Here is a 21,862-nt window from a genome sequence, read left to right on the forward strand (position 1 = left end):
GATTTTGAAGAATTTCCCATGTCCTGTATATTTCTGCGTTCACTCCATTAAAATTAAGCGCAGGGGATCTAAACGCACATACCAAGGAAATGGTTGATCTTTCATAGTCACCCATTTTTCTTTAAAGACTTCAGCTTGCAGATGGTAATCTTGAGAATTCCTGCCAGCAGAATATAGTTTGAGAAACAACGTCATTCGGTGGGGCGTTTCACTGGTTCGTACTACCCAGCAGGGAAAGGTATTTTCTTGTGATGAGTCATTGGTAAAAATGAACTGATGGGCACGAATACCAATATGGGATAATTCGCTCGTGACTGGTTCAACTACTTGGAGACTACAACCCCAATCAATCGCTTCTACCTGTTGCGATGACTGGAGAACAGCACGGGAAAAGTTTTTGCATCCGGTAAGTTGAGCAACACTAACGGTAGTAGGATGCTGAAAAATATCATGTTTGCTGCCATGATGAACGGCTCTACCATGCTCTAATACCAACAGATTTGGGCAAATTCTGTAAGCTTCTTCCATATTATGGGTGACAAATAGAGTCACACCTTGGTAGTCAGCAAGGGTTTCTGTCATTTGCTGCTCTAATTGACTACGCAGGTGGGTATCAAGTGCCGAGAACGGCTCATCCAAAAGTAATGCTTCCGGTTGACTTGCCAATGCTCTTGCTAAGGCTACCCGTTGTTGTTGTCCCCCAGAAAGTTGGTGCGGATAGCGATCGCCTAATCCCTGTAACTGCATCGCTATAAGTTGCTCCTCTACCTGCACTCTAATACTTCCAGCAGATAGTTTTTTGGGTAAGCCGAAAGCAATATTTTGCGCCACACTCAAATGCGGAAATAGCGCGTAATTCTGCACTAAAAAACCGATGCGGCGATCGCGGCTGGGTAAATTAATTCCTTGTTCTGAGTCAAACAATACTCTGTCATTTAAAACTATACGTCCACTAGAGGGTGTTTCTATCCCCGCAAGGCAGCGCAAAATCATGCTCTTACCTGCTCCAGAACCCCCCAACAATCCCAAAGGTTGTTCATCAGTAGTGAAAGCAACTTTTAAATCAAAGCTAGTCAGGATTTTTTCAATATTGACAAACAATCCACTAGATTCAAAACTAGATTGCGGAGTATAAATAATTTCTCCCCCTGCCCCCTGCCCCCCGCCCCCTGCCTTCTTCTTCTCCCTCAATTCTTGCCAGAAGTTAACCCCAATTATTCCAGATAGAGAAATTACCATAATTGCGATCGCCCAAAACCACGCTTCGTTCATTTCTCCCGCTTCCACAGCAAAATAAATTGCCATTGGGATTGTCTGCGTTTGTCCGGGAATGTTGCCAGCTAGCATCAGCGTCGCCCCGAATTCTCCCAAAGCACGAGCAAAAGCGAGCATTGTGGCGGCTACAATCCCAGGTAGTGCTAAGGGTAAACTGATGCGCCAAAAGATTGTAGCTTCAGTTGCACCAAGGGTTCTAGCTACTCGCAGTAAGTTGCCATCTATTTGTTCAAAGGCTCCTAGTGCAGTTTTATACATTAAAGGGAAAGAAACTACTGTAGCTGCGATCGCAGCACCATACCAAGTAAAGACGATGCTGAAGTCAAAAGCCCCCATGAGTTTCCCTACAGGGCCATTTTTGCCAAAAAATAGCAGCAACAAGAAACCGACAACTGTAGGCGGTAAAATCAGTGGCGCAATAAAGATACCCTCAATCAACGATTTCCCTTTGCCACGATATCCCAGCATCCAGTAGGCAGCAGCAATACCCACAAAGAAGGTGATAAATGTGGCAAGTAATGAAGTTTTGAGTGATATCCAAAGGGGCGATAAATCCAATGGCATAGTTGCGTAGGGAAAAATTAGCTTAAGTAATTACTAATTTACCAACTTTAATTTAAAGATGTTGGTAAAAGTTGGTAAGTTACATAAAGCGTTTCTTAATCATAGGAGTTACATCATAGCCCTCTCCTCGCTTGCGGGGAGGGGGTTGGGGGTGGGGTTCTTGTATCTCACCAGACCGGGAAACGCTATAACAACTCCTAAAAAACAAGATCCCCGACTTCTCTAAGAAGTTGGGGATCTGATTGTTTGCGAATTATTTAAGATTGCTATAGTTGACTACTGTAAGCACTAAAACCATAAGCCAAAGTTTCTTTTAAAGCATCTGATGGTTTAAGGCTTCTGTTAATAGCATTAGCAAAGGGTACTGGAATTCCCTTAATAGTTTCCGGCAAAATTGCATATTCTTGCGTTGGTTCGACAATGTATTCTGGGCACTTAGTTTGTATACCAGCAGATGCTAACATTTCATTTATTTCAACAGCAGAATATTGCTTGAGATAAACTGGATTTCTCACAAATGGGTTTAGCCTTCTGATAAAATTATGGATAATATGAGAAGGACAAGATTTATTGTGAAAGGAATGATTAAAAACAAAAATTCCACCAGGCTTTAGTACGCGAGATATGTCAGCTAACAAATTTCTTAATTGTGCATCTGGTATATGCATAAAGACGCAGTTAGAAATTACCAAATCTATAGAATTATCTTCCAAAGGTAATATTTCAGCAGAAGTGCAAATCAAGTTAAATTCAGCTTCTGGGAAAAAATTATATTCTTGTTTAACCTTAATTAACCGCCGCAATAAAGGTTCAGAAATATCAATGCCGTAATATTTTTCGCATCTGAGATTTTTCGCTTTCGAGAGATGCAAAGGTGCGCGGCCATAACCAGAGCCGATCTCTAGAATAGAGCCAACAGATTTATTCGATGGAAATTTGTTCCAAGTCCCTCCAGGTGTGCCAGTTAGCAGAGTGTAATCTTGTTTAATGGGCGATGTATCTGCAATTTTTTCAATTTTTTGGGAACCATAATACGTTTTGCCAATTGCATCCCATGTTTTTTTATGTTGAGTATTATTCAATTGTTCATAATCGCTAGGAAAATAAATGCCATCTCGTAATTCAAAGTCATTTAGACTGAATTTTGTATTTGCTAATTGAGTCATTATGATTATTCCTCATCAATAGTCAAGTCTGTTTTCTGTTATACTCTCAACTCAGCATTAACCGCAAGGGATTTTTACTGAATTGCTCCACCTTAGCCTTTCCTTAAAGTCTATAACTGTTTTCAATTTGGTGAAATATATAGCGCTTGTCACTTCGCTGCAACACCGTCTGAATCTCGCCCCGTATTTGCTTCAGCAAATACTCACCTCTCCTTACTAAGGCTAAAGTGTACACACAAGTCCTAAAAGCATAGTTTTGTAGGTATGTTAGCCTACCGTTAGCCAAAAGATTCCTGAGAAAATGCGATGTCTCCGACGGGCGATGCCAATGCGCTGATTAAATATTGCTAGGCGATCGCATTCTCAAGATAAAATTTAAGTACTTGGACAGAATTAATTACACAATGACTGTAAAGATTTTTGTCCAACTACTTAGCTTATGGCAACGTCGTAATTAACTGCAATAAAATCCCCTCAAAAGACCTACTTAGAACCAAGAATCACAGGTAAGCTATTATACTCAATATGACGAAATCTGGCAATCTCACTATCTTCTCTGAATAATCATTACATTTTGGGAGTTCAGCTAAATTTTTCTGAATGAGATAGTCTTTAACCTTTTCATCCCCCACCCCAGCATTGAGAGACAGGAAATTTAGTGATAGTCTATATTCGATAACAGCATAAAAAACTCATTGTATACCTAGTTTAAGATATCTATGAAGGAGACGAAAGTCTCTAACTCATAACACTCACCGCCTGTTCATCGCCCTTCGTTTTTTATCTGTAAGGTGCGGATAAAGATAAATTCAACATTAGAAATGTTACAGTTTACACTCTTGGTCGTTATGCCAGCAAAGTTTTACATTCAGACAGAATGGGCAACTGGTTTTCTTCACTAAAAGTAGGCAGAAGATGCTCTACACAAGTTGCATATCTATAATAAAACCAGATGGCTGGTCAATAGTTCCTAGCTATTTAGATATTCAGAAAAATCGCTCAATATCTAATAATAGGTCTTGTCTTTGACATCAAAAATAGGGCTAATATTGGAAGTTGCGCCTTTAGTCTCGTTGTAAATAGCGCCCTGAAATTAGGAATTATAAAACTAAGACTTAAGCACTGTACAAATTAATCATGGTATGGATTTACCAAAATATTCGTTTCAGGATTTGACTAATCATTTTTTTGATGGTAAATAGCTCCAACGATAGATGTGGTTTTTCAAATCATCCCTATTTGGTCTTGTCTATCAATTTGTAACTCTTAAAAACAAGGATAAAATCTGGATTTTTCAAATTATGCTCGGATCTATTGAATCTCTCATTTGACTGGTAATCTTTCAGGTTTTTTCTAGTTTGATTTCAACCTCTCAAAACTATCAGGAGCAAATATGCAAGCAACGAACTTAACTCTGGGAATTACCAAATTCAACACTATGAATACCCAGGATTATATTGAACTAGAACAGCAATATGGTGCTGATAATTACCATCCCTTAGATGTAGTCATCACTAAAGGAGAAGGAGTGTGGATATGGGATATAGAAGGTAAAAAATATCTGGATTTTCTTTCTGCTTATTTAGCATTAAATCAGGGTCATTGTCATCCCAAAATTCTGGCAGCCATGATTGAGCAAGCTCAGAAAATTACCTTAACTTCTAGAGCTTTTCGCAATGACCAGTTAGGAAGATTTTATGAGAAACTTTCTCAAATTTCTGGTTTACCCAAAGTGCTACCCATGAATTCGGGAGCCGAAGCTGTGGAAACGGCTATCAAAGCCATTCGTAAATGGGCTTATAAAGTAAAAGGTTTACCAGAAAATCAGGCAGAAATTATTGTTTGTAGTAATAATTTTTCTGGGCGCACTATTAGTTTGATTAGCTTTTCTACAGAAGAACAATATCAAGATGGGTTTGGGCCTTTGACGAGTGGGTTTAAAGTTATCCCTTTTGGTGATTCTGAGGCGTTGGAAAAAGCGATTACTCCTAACACTGCTGCCTTTTTGGTAGAACCAATTCAGGGTGAGGGAGGTATTATCGTTCCTCCTGATGGGTTTTTAAAGCAAGCAGAACAAATCTGCCGCCATCATAATGTCTTATTGGTTTTTGATGAAATTCAAACTGGCTTGGGAAGAACAGGTAAAATGTTTGCCCATCAATATGAGAATGTTAAGCCAGATGGTATAACTGTAGGAAAAGCTTTATCTGGTGGATTTTATCCCATTTCTGCGTTTATTTCGACAGAGGAAGTGATGGGTGTATTTCAACCAGGAGATCATGGTAGTACCTTTGGTGGAAATCCTTTAGCTGCTGCTATTGGAATTGCAGCACTGGATGTTCTTATAGAAGAAAATTTGCCAGAAAAAGCCTTACAACTAGGAGAATATTTTCTAGATAAATTACAATCAATTGAGAGTTCGTATATCAAGGAAGTGCGTGGCAAAGGCTTATTAATTGGGATGGAATTGCACCCCGAAGCTGGTGGTGCTAGACGTTTTTGTAAAGCCTTAGCTAAAGAGGGATTATTAGCCAAAGAAACTAGAGATAATGTCATTCGTTTTGCTCCACCCTTGGTTATTTCCCAAGATGAAATAGATTGGGCATTGGAAAGAATTGAGCGAGTTTTGACAACCACTTGTTAGTTTGGCGTAAATTGAGTATCATTGGTGAATTGTAGTGTTTGAGAAGTCATTATTAGCAAAATTGAACAGTCCTTTCATCCAACTCATGAGTATCTGGGAATTGCACGTCAAGTTAAATAAAAGACGGCAATCTGATCCTGGTTTGTCCTGGTACGACCACTGCGAAGCGCCTAGTACATTGGCAAGACTTGCCTTGTAGTCGCTGTGCAGACCGTATAACTTTTATTTTCAATAAAAAGGACAATCTACCATGAATCGTGAAGAACTTTTGCAACAGACTATGCAACCAATTGACATTAAAGATTTTGATGTTGTTGGCTTAGTGGAAGCTATGGGTAAGACGGCTTTCCAAGGTCGAAATTTGGGGCGGGCAGCAAAAATTTATGATGCAATGCTGCAAGATAAAGAATGTACGATTATTTTGTGTTTAGCTGGGTCTTTATTTAGTGCTGGACTCAAGGGAATAGTCCACGATTTAATTACTCACAATATGGTAGATGCGATCGTGTCTACTGGCGCTAACATTGTTGATCAAGATTTCTTTGAAGCGTTGGGTTATCGTCATTATGTCGGCGATCCCTTTGCTGATGATGAAGTGTTAAGACAGCAACGGATAGACCGCATATATGACACCTACATTGATGAAGATCAACTGCGGGTGTGTGACATGACGATCGCAGAAATCGCCAATAATTTAGATAAGCGTCCCTATTCTTCACGGGAATTTATTGAGCAGATGGCGGCTTATTTAGAACGCCGGGGTAATTATGGTCAATCTGTAGTGCAAGCTGCTTATCAACACCTTGTACCAATTTTTGTCCCCGCTTTTAGTGACTGTTCGGCTGGCTTTGGCTTAGTGCATCACCAATGGAATTCCCCGGAATCTCATGTAACGATTGACTCGGTGCGAGACTTTCGAGAGTTGACGCAGTGCAAACTAGCTTCCAACTACACTGGATTGGTGATGATTGGTGGCGGTGTACCAAAAAACTTCGCCCAGGATACGGTGGTAGCTGCGGAAATGCTGGGATTTGATACGAGTATGCACAAGTATACAATTCAAGTCACCGTTGCCGATGAGCGGGATGGGGCTTTATCTGGTTCTACTCTCAAAGAGGCTCATTCTTGGGGGAAGGTAGATAAAGCTACTGAACAAATGGTATTTTCTGAGGCGACTGTGGCATTCCCGTTAATCGCGGGGTATGCGTATCATAAGGGGAACTGGCGCGATCGCAAACCCCATCGTTTAGCTGAGTTATTCACTAAACCTCAACCCAAAGTAGTGACTGCATAGCAATTTTTCAGAGCAAGAGAATTTCTCCTGCTCTTCATTTTAATTAGTGCTGATACCATTTATTTGTGAGGCTGCGCCAAATTTTCTTGGCTTTTTCCTTCTTTCTCTACTAGACATCTCCAGAAATTAAATATGCGTTATCCACAACCCTTGTAGAGACGTAGCAGTGCTACGTCTCTACATTCTTTTTCGGAGATGTCTACTGTAATAGCAACATGTTATCTGATAAGAGCAGCAAGTTCGTATACATTAGTTGATGGACAGCAACAATCGGAGGCTGGGATGGTAGAAGGATCGCAACAAAAACAGGTGGTAGTTGTCGGTGCTGGTTGGGCTGGTTTAGGAGCAACCTACCATTTGGCAAAACAAGGCTATGATGTTACCCTTCTAGAGGCAGGCCCTTATCCCGGTGGATTGGTGGCAGGTTGGCAAACAGCCACCGGAAAATCTGTTGAAGCTGGCATTCATGGCTTTTGGTATCCTTATAAAAATATTTTTTCTCTAATCAATGAATTAGAAATTAATCCTTTTACTACTTGGACTCGTTCTTCACAATATTCGCCAGCAGGTTTAGAAGTTGAATCACCGATCTTTCAAGACTTACCGCGACTCCCCTCCCCACTAGGAACTTTTCTATATACTCAGTTTAAACGATTGCCACTAATTGACCGTGTGAGCGCTCTGCCTTTACTTTACGCTGTTGTTGATTTTGACAATTCTGATGATGCTTGGCGACGCTATGACTTTGTAACTGCCCGTGAATTGTTCAAAGACTTTAACGTTTCTGCGCGACTTTACCGCGACGCTTTTGAACCAATGTTATTAGTGGGCTTATTTGCCCCTGGCGAACAATGTTCAGCCGCCGCAACTTTAGGAATGCTTTACTTTTTTATTCTGGCTCATCAACCTGATTTTGATGTAGTTTGGTGTCGAGGAACTGTTGGAGAAAAGATATTTCGTCCTTGGGTGGAACAGATTGAAAAAGCTGGTGCGCGAGTCCTACCCAAGCGCCGAGTTACAGACTTAATTGTTGATAGCAATCATCGGGCGAAGGGTGTGGTTTGCGGTGATGAAGTAATTGAAGCAGATGCCGTGATTTTTGCAGTTGGCATAACGGGGATGAAGAAAATTGTCTCAAACAGCCCTAGTCTACAAAGCCATGAAGAATTCCGTAATTTGAGCAATTTAGGAGCAATTGATGTTTTAGCAACGCGGCTATGGTTTGACCGCAAAATTGATATTCCCCGTCCTTCTAATGCTTGTTTTGGATTCGACGCAAGTACAGGTTGGACGTTTTTTGATTTGAATGCCTTACATGATGAATATCGGGATGAGCCAGGAACGGTGATTGAAGCTGATTTTTATCACGCAAATCAGTTTCTCGGTTTGAGTGATGAGGAGATTTTAGCAATAGTTCAAGGTTATTTAGCAACTTGTGTGCCAGCCTTTCGGGAGGCAAAAATCATTGATAGCAGTGTAATTCGGCTACCTCAAGCGGTGACTCACTTTGCACCAGGTAGCTATCGTTATATGTTACCCGCGAAGACAAGTTTTGAAAATGTGTTTATGAGTGGGGATTGGATTGTAACCCGTCATGGTTCCTGGTCACAGGAAAAGGCTTATGTTACTGGTTTGGAGGCGGCGAATTTGGTGGTGTCTTATTTGGGAGAAGGTCAGCCAGCCGAGATTTTAGCTGTAGAAGAGGATGAAGCACATATCCAAGTGGCGCGATCGCTCAACCAAACTCTACGTGACTTGGGTAAATCTATCTTACCTAACTTTTGGTTGCCATAATCCGTAAGGACGCAAGGAGGGAATCATTAATTGTAATCTAAATTCGGTAAGCTAAAGGAAGCTATGCCATACCATTCTTCTAATGTAAACCAAATCACATAAGCTTATGGAGCCAGACTCTTTACAAACCGAGGTGATTCTGACGCATCCGCCTGAGTCACTCGGTAAAGTGCAACTTGATTGGACACCCCAACCCGGAAATTATCTCGATTTTGAGGGTAAAACCTACGCAGTTTTAGAACGCCGCCATCGATACCAACTAAAAGCTGGGCGCTACCGCTTACATAATGTTGCCATTTATGTACAGTCTGCTAAACGTCCGTCTGAGAAAAGTTTGGTAGGTGGACGTTGGGTAATTGGTGATGCCACCTGCTGCTACAATGCTCATTCAGAACTCATTCGCTGTGCAGTCAACCCAGATGGCCCTTGCGAATCTTGCCGCTTTTATGAAAAGTTAGAAGTTGTGTGAATAAAAAGATTCAAGCACAGTTTAGTAGGTAAGTCAGGGGGGTGACTTCCTGACTTAGGCATCGAATTAACTGCGTGATAATTGCTTATAGATATCGAATAAGCCGTATGAGATGTCTGAACTCTCAGCACACAAAACCTGATGTGACTCTGGAAGTTTGTACCAGGGAATAGTAGGGTAAAGATGGTGAAGATAGTGATATCCAGTATTATGAGTTAAAAAATTAATTATCAAGTTAAGGTTTGTTCTCGTACCGGATACAGTATTAAAGTGTTCGTGTACCTCAGACCAACATGAATAACATGAATAACACCATACTAGAGGGACAAACCAGTACAAGAGTAAGATACTGAGATGTCCTGATAAAAAGAAGCTCAGAACGACAACGAACCAAAACAGAAATATCTTAAAGCCGCTTTTGAACGAACGCCAGTCCAACTCTTTCATGTGAAGGTATGCGTCTTCTAAGAAGAGATAAGCAGCAAATCCCATTATGGGTTTAATAAATAAGACAAAGAACACATTTCTATTTGGTTTGTACAAGCCCAACATTTCATAATATTCAGGGATATAATCTTTATCGCTCCCAAAATAATTATGATGGGGAAGGTGGTGTTTCCGATAAGCAGATACTGTTCTAAATACAGGAAAAGCATAGAGAAACTCTAAGTTTTCATTCCAGATTTTTCTCTCAAATAAATTATTGTGTGTTGCTTCATGTACTAATCCCTCTCCGATAGCAAATTGGAAAATGCCGATCGCCCATACTGAAATTAAATACACAAATATGTTATTCATCCAAATGCTAAAAGCAACGATCAGAAAAATTGCTATCCAGTCTCTCAGTAAAGCTAGAACAGCTTTAATATCGTTTCGTTCAATAAAGTCAATTGGTTTACTTTGATACATCTGTACGTTCTTTAACAAATCAAACGACTAACCTGCTGAGGGCTAATACAAGGACAATTAAGAAACGATCATACTACTATATGCTGCTAGCTTGTGTAAGCCCAAATAAACTGCTGTAAAAATAAGGATACCAATCAAAATTTCTATTGGTTTCAATCAACGATTTTGCCTTAACTTAGTGCTATTCGGTTCAAAATTTCTCAACCAACTGATTCCACTTCTTTGTTAGGACTCAGCACTGCTTCCAAAACCTCGCCACCTTTGGACGTATCATCCGAGACTGTGCTTTTTTGTGATAACTCTGAATCACTTTCGTCAATCTTGGGACGGATTAAAGTCAGAAATATTCCGACTAACACCATTGTTGCGCCAATGAAACTGCGAGTTGAAAAAGTCTCACCAAGTAGCAAAAATGCAAAAATTGCTCCAAATACAGGCTCTAAGGCAAAGAATAGTGCAGCTTTCTGGGCTGATATCCAGCGTTGTGCTACTGTCTGGAACAAAATAACTATGGCAGTGCCAACTAGACCAAGATAAATCAGTATAGGGAAACTTGTTTTAATTGCCTCAATTTGCTCAGTTAGTTCGGGAATAGCCCACAATATGCCTAGTGCTGCTACAACCCAAAGCTGGATTGTAACGAATGGTATAGGTGAGTATTGTGGCGAAAACACCTCAAGCACAATCATGTAAGCGGCATCACTCAGGGCAGAACTCAACACCCAAAGATCGCCAATCATCGGTGTCCCACTCTCCCAAGACATAACTCCAATTCCGACGAAAGCAAGCATTGCCCCTAGTGTAGTCCTGATAGATAAGCGCTTGCGAAACAGGATCTCAAACAGGTTTACAAAGACCATATTGAGACTGAAGATAAATGAAGCTTGGTTTGCTGAGATAGTCTCCAATCCAATCGTTGCAGGAGCAAAAATACCGAAAAGTAACAGTCCCATGATTACTCCGTCACGTACTAAGCTTACACTCAGATTCCGAATAAACGGAGTAAGAATTATTGCTGCGATCGCAAAACGAATTGCAAATTGTGTAGCTGGCGAAAAGATAGTCATTGCCTCTTTGACTACCGCAGGAATACTTCCGAAAATTAGTGTTGTAAAAATGACTAAAATAACACCCAGGGTTTGTTTGTTAATTTCTGTGAAAAATTTTTTCATCAACTAATTTTACTAATAGAACTATGTATTGAGAACTCAGAGGGTGTTTGAAAAGTTCTAATTGATGTATCAAATATTTTTTACCCCACTCTAACCCTCCCCTTATAAAGGAGAGGGAACCGGATTTCCCCCCCTCTTATAAGGGGGGATTAAGGGGGGTAAATCCGATTAAAATCACAACATACGACTTTTCAAACAACCTCTCAATCTTGAGTATTATTAATGTTGGATTGTACACCAAAAAATACCCCCATCCTTTCAGATGAAGGTAATAGAATACATTTAAAATAGCTAAATTTACAGTTAAATTTTGGGTGGCGACAGCTACAACTTACGTAAGAATCGTTTTCCAGAATTTCCCAAGTAAACTTTTCTGAACCGACAAAATACATCAGCACCAAGTTCGCTAACTCTCTTTGTAATGTCGTCAAGCAGAGATGAATTGGCATCAATGTTCTCGCAAGCCGTACAGCATCTAGTTGCAACACGAAATTCCAGATTTTCTGGTTCTGTGCCGTAGATTTGCACAGGCCACCAAAAGCACTCAGATGGTTTTACACCTTCTGAATGCAGCCTACACAAATTGGTTTCGGTTAAGAACTGACAACAATCTTTTTGATCGTATAGGTAGAATCCATCGTGTTTAACACATCTGGACTCGAACTCATCAAGTTCACTTGGTGAGTTGTCAGTTAGCCATGAAACAATTGTTTTATGTTCGTCATCAGGCAAGAACAACAGACCCGTTTTGCAGCAACTAGCTTCAGCTTGCTGGCAAGCACTAGTTAGTCTAGGGTTTACAGGATTAATGGGTGTTTTCATTTATCACATTTACAAATAAATAAACTGTAATTGACTTAACAATCAATTTTTAATTGCCGATATGTTTTTAATTGCTGATAGGTGTCAAAAAAACCATGAGAAATATCAGTAACTTCTGAACATAAAACTTTATGAGCTTCTGGTAAATTGTACCAGGGTACGGAGGGACAGATATGGTGAACGTGGTGATATCCAATATTATGTCCAAAATAATTCCTCAGAAAACCGATATTAGTTCGCGTTCCAGAGATAGTACCATAGTGCTGGTCTATACCTTCCCAGTAAATAAAGCTGCTGAAAGTCCATAGAAGGGGAACAAACCAGTACAACAATAAAATATGAAGATTCCCTGTCCAATAAAAGAGGGAAACAACTGGCATCCAAAACAGAAGAACCTTTCGGTCAAAAAATCTGTTGTAATCTGCATTGTGGGTCAAGAATTGGGATTCAAAACCAGCATATCCAATAATCGGCTTAACAAACCAGAGGAAGAAAACGCTATATCGAGCATTTAAAAAGCCCAGCTTTTCATAAGATTGAACTTTAGAATCTTGAGGTTGCCCAAAATACTTATGATGACGCGAATGTAGTTCTCGATATTTTGATATTGTAGTAAAAAAAGGAAGTGCATAGAGAAATTCCAAGCGATCGTTCCACGATCGCCTCGTAAAAAGATTGTAGTGAGAGGCTTCGTGTACGAGAGCTTCTCCTAACCCATACTGAAAAGCTCCGATGAGCCATATCGAAATAATATAGAGCGGCAAACTATTTCCCCAAATGCTAAAAGCAGTAATGAGGATGATGCTACTCCAGTTCCTAAATAGTACAAAGAAGCCTCTACGATCGCTGCGTTCAATAAAGTTTCTAGCCTTATTTACCATTACAAACCTTCTTGAATAGTTAAGTATATTATTTCACAGTTAGCGAACTTTAAATGTGGCAGTTTTGAATTGATACCAAATGGCCAATGTTCCTGGTAAATCATCAATTTGTCAACTTGATGTAATAAATGGAAGCAACAAAACCAGTATCATCAACAAGCATCTAGGGGCACTTTGACAATGCCTTTGAAGTTTAGATTTTTTAATCTATTTAAGAATCTCAGTGTCTTCATATCTGAGAGTGTCAAGCAACAAAGCTGTTTTAGTGGGAACAGTGAAAAACCTCATCCCCCTCAACTCCCAGCACCAAAAACTTCTCCCACAGTTAAGCGGCTACCATTAACAAAATCCCATCCCAACTGAGGACGTTTACCAGCTAACTGAACCTCTCGCAACAGCAACAAACCTTCCCCAGTTTGAACAATCGCACCAATTCCTTTGACAATGTTAACTACAACTCCCGGCCTGTCTGATATATTTGACAAATCAGGCAATTTATGCATCAACTCTTGTAATTCTGGTGGGAGGTTGCGATCGCCTACAGCACCAAGGGGAACCGAAGCGGTGATTTTCAACAAGTTGTTACGAAAGGTAGCCGTGCAGTTAGGGTAAAAGCCTCTAATTTGATTGTGTAATTGGATGGCGCTTTTTGACCAATCTAAACCATAATCTTCTTTTTGAATCAGAGGTGCATAAGTAGCTGACAAATTATCTTGGGGAATTGGCTGAATTTCCTGACGTTCCAACTTCAACAGAGTTTCTACCAACAAATCTCCACCAATCGCCGCTAGTCTGTCGGCTAAATATTGAGTATTATCCAGTAATCCGATCGGTGTAGTGGCTATTTGTAGCATTGGCCCGGTATCCATCCCCACATCCATTAACATGGTTGTGATCCCCGTTTCACTCTCACCATTATACAAACACCACTGAATCGGCGCTGCACCCCGATATTTGGGTAAAATCGAGCCATGCACGTTAATGCAGGCCAATTTTGGCATATTCAAGATTTTTGACGATAATATCTGTCCATAGGCGACAACAACAAACACATCTGCATCTAACTGTTTGAGTTTGGTTAAAGTTTCGGTGTCTTTTTTCACTCGTTCAGGTTGCCATACTGGTAAATTGTGAGCAGTAGCGATCGCTTTTACGGGTGTTGGTGTAAGTTTATTTCCGCGTTCCCGGCGTTTATCTGGTTGGGTGACAACCGCCAGCACCTCAAACTCTGAATGATTCAATAATTTTTCCAAGGTGGGTACAGCAAACTGCGGTGTACCAAAGAATACAATTTTCATTAATGATTTAGTTGTTAATCGTTAGTTATTAGTTAATGGTAAATAATATCGGCTGTTTGGTGGTACAATATTTTCGTATTAGTGAAACTAAAAGCCTACTTGATTAACTTAATAGTTAAGTTTAGAAGTGTAACAGGTAGCATAAACTGCATCTGCCTTTAGTTAATCTAGTCGTTTAGTGGTGTCTCGTCACGAGCCACTAGAGCATCTACCAAGTCAATTTTGTTGTGTTCCCGATGTTTAACCCAAATTGGTATTAAATACAGTTGGGTTTCCAAAAAACTATTGCATCTTCTAGCTATTTCTGTAGTTGAGATTGCAATTTATGACTTTGGGTTGCTGATAGCAATATTTTCTGAGTATGATTTATTATGCGTCTGCTTTCCCAGCTTTCCATGTAACGCCTCACGTTTACCATCATGAGGGTTTGCGCTGTTATATTTAGTGTGTAACCTGGCTTGTTTGCTGTGTACTAGCGATCGCTAGTACGATCCCCAATAACTAAGTTATCTCACTTCTAATTGCCAGCGTCATTGCCTCACCCATAACTTGTAATATCCCTTGACTAATACCTATTTTTGGTTTGGTTAGGTATAACAACAGCAGGATTATATATAGTGTAGTAATTACTGAGTTATCAGCATTTTTACTATACTCGCATATTTTTGCAAAAAAACATTCAGTACCTGAGTAAGAAAAGGTGTGGACAATGATACTTAATTTTTGTAAAACTCTGCAAACTTTGAAGGAAATATATCGTCAAAGTTTTTAGTTTCTTGTTATACATATAATTACTGCTTGCCCCATTGCTGCATAGGTATTGCTTCTCACATAGCAACCGCCCCTCTAGAGAGTCTACAAATGCTTAAACCCCTTTTGCTGTCAGGATGGTTCCGCGCACAACCATTTCTAAATTACGTTGTCGTTGTGATACTGATTGCACCCTTACTAGGGGCATCGGCTCACTCGTTCCCTGTAAAATCAGAAGTAGCTAAACTAACTTCGATAACTGGAGATTCTGACTCTGTATCAAAGGAAATAGCTGTAGTTGAGGAACCTGAGATAGCTGAAATATCAAAAACAGATCAAATCAACTCATCAACAGAAGAATCCGATCCTGTACCAACTCAAAGTACTGCGGTTCTTGAACCGCAAGTATTACCATCGGATAAAATTGAGTCTTTGGCTCAAGCAGATGCTTCTGTATCAAATAGCGATTTAACTTTTCCTAATACTTTGGCAGCAGTCGAACTTGCACCATTAACAGATGTTCCTGTTAGTCAGCTTAATCTAATACAAAAACTCAAAGCTGCTAATATCAAGTCTTTGAAAGGAAAAGAAAATTCTCTCTCTAGAGATAAATCTTTGACCAAATCATTGATAGCAACTCAAATAGCCCCAACTCTTAGAGAATCACAACCAACCACAACGACGGAGACACCTGCTGCTGAACCAGTTGATGAGTCCCAAGCAGAACAAATAGATCCATTAGGCAGTCCTCATCCTATTCCTTGGAAATGGATTACAGCGACTCAAGAGGCTATTGGTTCCAAGGGTGGTTCTGGAGTCCGCCACTACCGCAGCGTACCGGTGGTTTCTCCTGATGGTAAATATGCTGTTTATAGCCGGGTACAATTAGAAGTAAAGCCCGAAATGTACAACAGCCGTGTTACCAGCGTTCTGTTTGTTCAAGATATGCAAACTAAGAAGTTGTGGGTAATGGCTTCAACTACTCCTGTTAGCGATCCTTTATTAAAGGTAAAAGCTGTAAAGGCGGCATTGTCAGAAGAAACTGACACAAGTGGCAAAATTGGGGTATTAGTTCCAGTAAGTTGGTCGGAAAAAGGCGATCGCTTCTTAGCACGCAAGTTTGAGGGTATATTTAACACAGGCGATTCTACAGATAGTGCAGTGATTTGGGATCGACAAAAAAATCACGCCAATACAGTTGCTCCTGCTAATGAGGAAGAACATGAAAAAATTGCAGTATTGTTAGGTTGGAGTAAAAGCCAACCAGATCGTGTGCTGTTCCGTGCAGGTGAATTGGGCGAAGAAAACTGGCCGCTAATGCAAGTTGCTAATGATGGTAAGACTATCACTACAACAAACGACGATCAGCCGATTACTTTTGGTAAAAAGGTTACGGAAGTTTGGGCAGGACCACAAGTCGCCTACCGATAGTTTATAGAAAAATTTATATACTCCCGTTGTCTTCATTACTGACAACGGGATTTTTTATTATGTGGTAAATATTTTTGGCGTTCCTGAGTTTAGATAGCCTAAGAATAAGTGTAAAAGCGCAGATATGATAACAGCGATCGCACGTTATATACCTGCTAAACTCTATTCCTAAGCCTCATAAATGAGCAAAGGTATTGCAAAAAATAAAACATTTCCTAATTACACATCATACTTTATGGTATTAAGTTATACAGGATTAAAATTAAAACTATAAAAACTTATTTATCACCCCTTTCCCACTCAGGGATGGCTCCTTTGACCCGCCGGATGGGCAAATTAGCAATTAAAGCTGTAGTTCGTTGGTTACTTTCTAAGGAGAACTCCAAGCCCTCTGTCTCAATTTCGACATAGCGACAGACTACATCTAGGATTTCTTTCCGCATTTTTTCCAACGTTTGAGGATCTAAGTCAGCGCGATCGTGAGCAATCACCAATTGCAGGCGACGTTTAACTTGAGTTCGACTGCTATCAGGGCCGCGAGAAAAAAGTTTTTCTAGAAGTTCAATCATTACGAATAGGTCTGCGCGGAGACTGGAAAAGTAAGTTAAACAATCTTCGTCCTGAACAACCTTCGTATACGGGCGAAGATGCTGTCTTGGGACGAGTCGATCTCCAGAAATTCGACACTTTCCCCTTCTAATCTACGAGCAATGTTCTCAAAGGCTGTTGCAGCTAAAGATGGATTATCAGCTAACACTAAGGGTTCGCCGCGATTGGTAGATACAATAACACGCTCGTCGTCAGGGATTACCCCGATCAGGGGAATGGCGAGAAGTTCCTGAACATCTTGCACTGACATCATATCATTTGCCTGCACCATTGCGGGTCTAATGCGGTTAATTATTAAATGAACACGCTTGATACCTTGTGCTTCTAGTAACCCAACTACCCTGTCGGCATCACGAACTGAAGAAATTTCTGGCGTGCTGATGACTAGTGCTTCTTTTGCCGGGCCGATCGCATTTTTAAACCCATTTTCAATACCGGCGGGGCTATCGATGATTACGTACTGATATTTTTGGGCTAGGGCATTCACCAGTAACTTCATTTGTTCTGGTGTGACTGCATCTTTGGAGCGATTTTGGGCTGCCGGCAGGAGTACGAGATTGGGTTGGCGCTTATCTTTCACCAAGGCTTGTTCTAAGCGGCACTCTCTGGCCAAGACTTCCACCGCAGTATAGACGATGCGGTTTTCCAGCCCTAGCAGCAAATCCAAATTTCTCAGACCAAAATCCGCATCAACCAAGGCAACTTGACGACCCATTTTGGCTAAAGCCATGCCCAGATTTGCTGAAACTGTGGTTTTACCCACTCCTCCTTTACCGGAGGTAATCACTATAATGCGAGTCATGATAGAAATGCGGTCAATGAGGGTTCAGGAAATATAAAACTGTAAATTGCAGTATAAAGTATGAAGTATCGTATCAAGTATGAAGAAATATCTGATCTCCCTGATTTGGGCGAGGGATAAATATTTTTTGATTGCGATGTTTGGCGACAAGCTGCTTTGCGTCTACGCTCGGTCGTGTGAAATACACAACGCTAGGGATAGGGATTAGAGTAGTGTATTCCATCTACATGAAAACCGCTATATTTCATCCTTCATATTCTTCAGATTTTAGGTAAATATTCAGGGCTACTAATTGCTCTTAGTAAATTGGTTTCTAGAAAAATCACTAGCTCTAGCAATGCGAATCCCTTGGGGCATAATATGTGCCACTTCTGGAGAAAATTGCATCGGTAATTTTTCTGGTGCCCTAGCTACAGCATCTGCGATCCGTAATTGGGTAGGTTCCATTTGCAAAGCCATAATCAGACACTCACGATTGCCTCCAGCCCCAGCATGAGCAATTCCACGTAAACGACCCCAGATGATAATATCTCCATCTGCAATTACAATACCACCTGGGTTTACATCTCCCAAAATAATTACTGTACCAGGATGACGAATTTCTACTCCAGAGCGGACTGTTGTTTCTAGATAGAGGGCATCTGCCTGGGGTGTAGCTGTAGCTTCTGGCTCTGTATTCAGGGAAGTTATGGGCTGCAATTGCTCTACAGAATACCCAGATGTGACGGCAGCGATCGCAGTTTGTCGGCGACTTGTTGAGACAGATATGAGTCGCAGTTGGACTTCACTTAAAGCCTCGGCGAGTTCTTGGAGTTGTCTGGCATCTACTAGGCGGTCTTGTGCCATCAGATGTACGGGAGTATTAGCGATCCGAAAGCGATCGCCTGCATTCAAACGTTGCCTGATTTGTTGCCAAATATCAGACCAACTGAGTTCTGAGGCAGATACTTGAGATTCCGGGGGCAAAATTAATAAAAGTCGTCCCTCCTTACTTTTTAACTGGACTTGGGTATTGTCATTTACGCGATACCCTGATACTGCTGACTCATTGGGATTTGAATCAGTAAGGATAAAATCATCTGATGCTGCATCAGTACTTGACTCAACATCTGGGTTAGCAAGATTTGACTCTACATCCTCAAAGACAGTATTCGATTTTAAATAAAGGAGGACGGATTTTAACTCCGCATCAGGGGGGATAGGATCTGACTCTACATCAGAAACAGTAGGATTCACCTCTACCCCCGAAATAATAGAGTTTGATTCTGCATTAGGAAGTGCAGAATTTGACTTTAGATTGGGAATCGTAGGATCAGAAGTCATGCAGTACTAGCCAAAAGACAAGGGACACTCCGAATCATTACCAATATTAGATCAGTTGGAAAATTCAACAACATCGTCAGGTAAAAAAGTACAGAGGATAGATTACTCCTTTCCCGCCATAAGATTACTTGTATTTTCCTTTGCGTCCTTCTCTACGAGACGCTACGCGAATGCGTCCTTGGCAGTTTGTTAAAAAAATTATCTTCTAGCAGGAAGGGAGTAGTTCAGAATTATCATCATCTTCACTCAACACTCAAGATTGTTTAGTCAACCTTTGATAAATTATCCCCAAAGCATCAGCATCGCCAACGTTACCTGGAAATAGCACCACAGGCAAATCAGGAAACTGGGGATGATCGGATGGAGTTAACACCATTGAACAACCAGCTAAAATTTGACCGAGTAACCGGGCTGAAGTTAAGGTTAGTCCAGTACTCAAGACATCATTAGAGGTAATGCCACCCTTGCTGATTAAGAATCCTATATCAGATGGTAAACCCCGCACAATATCCATCAATAAACTTGAAACTTTTGCCCCAAACTCCAATCGGGTATTGATATCTTTAAAACTCAATTCCTGACGGCTAGTATAAACTACTGGTGTTTTGCCCGCTTCGTGTGCCGCCCGCGTCCTTTCCTGAATTTCCGTTAGCAGTGCCGCAAACTGATTTACATCATCAAGCAATCGCGCTACATTGACTTCGATTCCCACGGTTCCTTGTACTTGCAATAGCGCCTCTAGCTGCTGAGTAGTCTTTTTCACATGGGAACCAACAATTACCGCCCCTGGTTTACCTTGACGCACGTATTGCGCCATGTTTTCGGCAGCAATCGGTTGGGGTGGTAAAGCGGCTAAAGCCGTTAAAATACTTGCGGCACTGCGAAACAGAAAGCGTTTTCCTTGACTTGCTGCTGCTAATATGTCTACTGCAAAGCGGTTGAGATCGGCTTGAGTTTCACCATCGACGACAGCGCACTTATTACCACTCAGTTGTAACAAGCGTTCCAAACTACCAGCGCGAATATCGGCTAGGAGAAACCTTTCTACAGCTTCGGCATTAATTCGTCCTTGAGTCTTTTCTTCAACATACTTGGGTAAGTAACTGTGATGGTAACTGAAGACGGAATCACGGGCAAATTCGGTTTCATCGACTGGGGTGGGGACACCAGCAATAATTAAGTAATGCACACTGTTGCGGGTGATGCGTCCGCCCTCAAAAAATGCCGGGACAAGGAAATGAGCATCAAAAGGGCCAAGTTCTTGGGCGATCGCATCAGTTTCAACAGGATAATGCCCCCGCAAAGTAGAATCAGAACGGCTGACGATCAGAAAATCGTCAATTCCTTCCGCATTCAAGGCGATTTTCAGGTTTTGGCAAACTTCTTTGGTGACAGATGCAGCTGACTCTGGCGTTAGCGATCTAGTATTAGTCAGCACAAAGAAAATCGGCGAATCATCCTGTAACCCACTGCGTAAAGTGTCCACATCCCAGTGCATTAATAGCAAGCAGCTGTGGACTGTTTGAGAACCCGTAGGATCGTCATCCAGGACAATTATTTTGGGTTTGTTGCTCATTTAAGTAATTTTTACCTAGAGGATGTTTTAAAAGTATTAGGCGAATAGAATTCGCGACTACACAAGCAAAGTCCACCTCCGTGGACTAATAAATCAATGGTTTTCTAACCTGCGGAGGCAGGTTTTGTTTGTGTAGCTGCGACTTCTAGTCGCCCAAGCTTTACAAACATCCACTCAGCCTTTCTGCAATTTTCTGATTTCTGCTTGCACATCGATCGCAATTTGCAATGATTGATTTAGCAGTTGAGCATATTCGCCTGCTTGACTACTAACTTGTAAAGCTTGCAGACTGGCTAAATTATTCACAAATAACTCTTGGTTATTAGCAAGCAATCTTTTATTATCTCGCAAAATTCGTTCTGTTTTCAGAGCGCGGACTAAATCTTCTCTAATCAGTTGCAGGGCTGCGGTTACTTTATCTCGGTCATGGATACTACTTTCTAAATTTCCTGATGCTGCCAATTGGTCATTAATATCTATAGCGTGAACCAGGTCATGATATTTATCTACTTCATCTAAAAGTATTGTCAGTCCTTCGGGACAGGTCAATTGTCGCCATAGCCATCGCCCCACTAATATCGGCATTGGCACTAAAATTAGTAAAAGAATTCCGAATTTAATTGAAGAACCAATTGTTGGCAGAATAATAAATGCGTAAATAAAGCCCACAATTATGGGCGTTAGCGCCAGCGTCACCAGCAATTCATTGAGCAAAAACCCTAATCGCTTCTTGCTATCTCGCAAAACAGAGGGACGGAAAACGTCTTCTGAATCGAATCCAGTCAAACGTCTCAGTTCCCCCTTACTAATTTCCAAACCTATTAAGTCCGGCTGCACGGCTGGATAACTCCTATGGAAGCCCAAGTTGCGTATTTATTTTAATCGGGTTTGGTAGAGAAGCAATGGATGGTTACGTAATGATAAAAAACAAGCAAACTGTATAACACGACTGCATAAAGCTAAAAAGCATTTTTGGATACAATGCCGTACTGATGTAGGCGATCGCATTTATCATTATCAGAATGGGAGTCAAAGCTTGAAACCAAGATAACTGTTAGCTGGCTGTTAAAGGAGCGCGATCTG

General features: G+C 40.9%; 17 protein-coding genes. 5 read left to right on the forward strand and 12 right to left on the reverse strand.

All coding sequences use genetic code 11. The features are described 5' to 3' along the window. Positions 1-39: 39 nt before the first annotated feature. Entirely contained in the window at positions 40-1,839 is a 1,800-nt protein-coding gene (gene modB, locus V7K55_RS13515; RefSeq protein ID WP_334832029.1) for a molybdate ABC transporter permease subunit, read from the reverse strand. Between the two features lie 266 nt (positions 1,840-2,105). Beyond that, positions 2,106-3,005 (reverse strand): class I SAM-dependent methyltransferase, encoded by a 900-nt coding sequence (locus V7K55_RS13520; protein WP_334832031.1) that lies wholly within the window; start codon positions 3,003-3,005, stop codon positions 2,106-2,108. Between the two features lie 1,393 nt (positions 3,006-4,398). On the opposite strand from V7K55_RS13520, the gene rocD reads away from it, so the two are divergent. The 4 genes from rocD to V7K55_RS13540 all read left to right on the forward strand — a co-directional run bounded on the left by rocD (position 4,399) and on the right by V7K55_RS13540 (position 9,206). Beyond that, positions 4,399-5,649: an ornithine--oxo-acid transaminase gene (gene rocD, locus V7K55_RS13525; protein ID WP_334832033.1), complete on the forward strand. Its 1,251-nt coding sequence runs from the start codon at positions 4,399-4,401 to the stop codon at positions 5,647-5,649. A gap of 250 nt (positions 5,650-5,899) precedes the next feature. Next, a complete protein-coding gene (locus V7K55_RS13530) occupies positions 5,900-6,943 on the forward strand; it encodes a 1,9-bis(guanidino)-5-aza-nonane synthase (protein WP_334832035.1) in 1,044 nt (347 codons plus the stop codon). A gap of 282 nt (positions 6,944-7,225) precedes the next feature. Then, entirely contained in the window at positions 7,226-8,737 is a 1,512-nt protein-coding gene (locus tag V7K55_RS13535) for a hydroxysqualene dehydroxylase (RefSeq protein ID WP_334832180.1), read from the forward strand. A gap of 106 nt (positions 8,738-8,843) precedes the next feature. Next, positions 8,844-9,206, forward strand: coding sequence for a DUF6464 family protein (locus V7K55_RS13540; RefSeq protein WP_334832037.1), 363 nt, complete (start codon positions 8,844-8,846; stop codon positions 9,204-9,206). A 66-nt stretch (positions 9,207-9,272) separates the two neighbouring features. Here the strand turns inward: V7K55_RS13540 and V7K55_RS13545 are convergent, their stop codons facing one another. From V7K55_RS13545 to fmt, 5 genes are all read right to left on the reverse strand, one after another. Beyond that, positions 9,273-10,115, reverse strand: coding sequence for a fatty acid desaturase family protein (locus V7K55_RS13545; RefSeq protein ID WP_334832039.1), 843 nt, complete (start codon positions 10,113-10,115; stop codon positions 9,273-9,275). Positions 10,116-10,315: 200 nt separating this feature from the next. Then, on the reverse strand, positions 10,316-11,287 hold the full coding sequence (locus tag V7K55_RS13550) for a DMT family transporter (protein ID WP_334832041.1): 972 nt from the start codon (positions 11,285-11,287) through the stop codon (positions 10,316-10,318). A 324-nt stretch (positions 11,288-11,611) separates the two neighbouring features. Further along, a complete protein-coding gene (locus tag V7K55_RS13555) occupies positions 11,612-12,109 on the reverse strand; it encodes a hypothetical protein (protein WP_334832043.1) in 498 nt (165 codons plus the stop codon). A 35-nt stretch (positions 12,110-12,144) separates the two neighbouring features. Then, positions 12,145-12,990: a fatty acid desaturase gene (locus V7K55_RS13560; protein WP_334832045.1), complete on the reverse strand. Its 846-nt coding sequence runs from the start codon at positions 12,988-12,990 to the stop codon at positions 12,145-12,147. Between the two features lie 293 nt (positions 12,991-13,283). Then, positions 13,284-14,288, reverse strand: coding sequence for a methionyl-tRNA formyltransferase (gene fmt, locus V7K55_RS13565; protein WP_334832047.1), 1,005 nt, complete (start codon positions 14,286-14,288; stop codon positions 13,284-13,286). Positions 14,289-15,149: 861 nt separating this feature from the next. Here fmt and V7K55_RS13570 point away from each other — a divergent pair. Then, a complete protein-coding gene (locus tag V7K55_RS13570; RefSeq protein WP_334832049.1) occupies positions 15,150-16,469 on the forward strand; it encodes a hypothetical protein in 1,320 nt (439 codons plus the stop codon). 278 nt (positions 16,470-16,747) lie between these two features. Here the strand turns inward: V7K55_RS13570 and minE are convergent, their stop codons facing one another. From minE to V7K55_RS13595, 5 genes are all read right to left on the reverse strand, one after another. Further along, positions 16,748-17,038, reverse strand: coding sequence for a cell division topological specificity factor MinE (minE, locus tag V7K55_RS13575; protein ID WP_012410010.1), 291 nt, complete (start codon positions 17,036-17,038; stop codon positions 16,748-16,750). A 35-nt stretch (positions 17,039-17,073) separates the two neighbouring features. Further along, complete coding sequence (gene minD / locus V7K55_RS13580) at positions 17,074-17,880, reverse strand: septum site-determining protein MinD (RefSeq protein ID WP_334832052.1); 807 nt, start codon at positions 17,878-17,880, stop codon at positions 17,074-17,076. A 288-nt stretch (positions 17,881-18,168) separates the two neighbouring features. Beyond that, positions 18,169-19,203, reverse strand: coding sequence for a septum site-determining protein MinC (gene minC / locus V7K55_RS13585; protein ID WP_334832054.1), 1,035 nt, complete (start codon positions 19,201-19,203; stop codon positions 18,169-18,171). 253 nt (positions 19,204-19,456) lie between these two features. After that, positions 19,457-20,779: a four-carbon acid sugar kinase family protein gene (locus V7K55_RS13590; protein WP_334832056.1), complete on the reverse strand. Its 1,323-nt coding sequence runs from the start codon at positions 20,777-20,779 to the stop codon at positions 19,457-19,459. A 174-nt stretch (positions 20,780-20,953) separates the two neighbouring features. Further along, positions 20,954-21,616, reverse strand: coding sequence for a hypothetical protein (locus tag V7K55_RS13595; protein WP_334832058.1), 663 nt, complete (start codon positions 21,614-21,616; stop codon positions 20,954-20,956). Positions 21,617-21,862: the final 246 nt, after the last annotated feature.

The organism is Nostoc sp., from assembly GCF_036919895.1.
In the GTDB taxonomy this organism is placed as follows: domain Bacteria; phylum Cyanobacteriota; class Cyanobacteriia; order Cyanobacteriales; family Nostocaceae; genus Nostoc.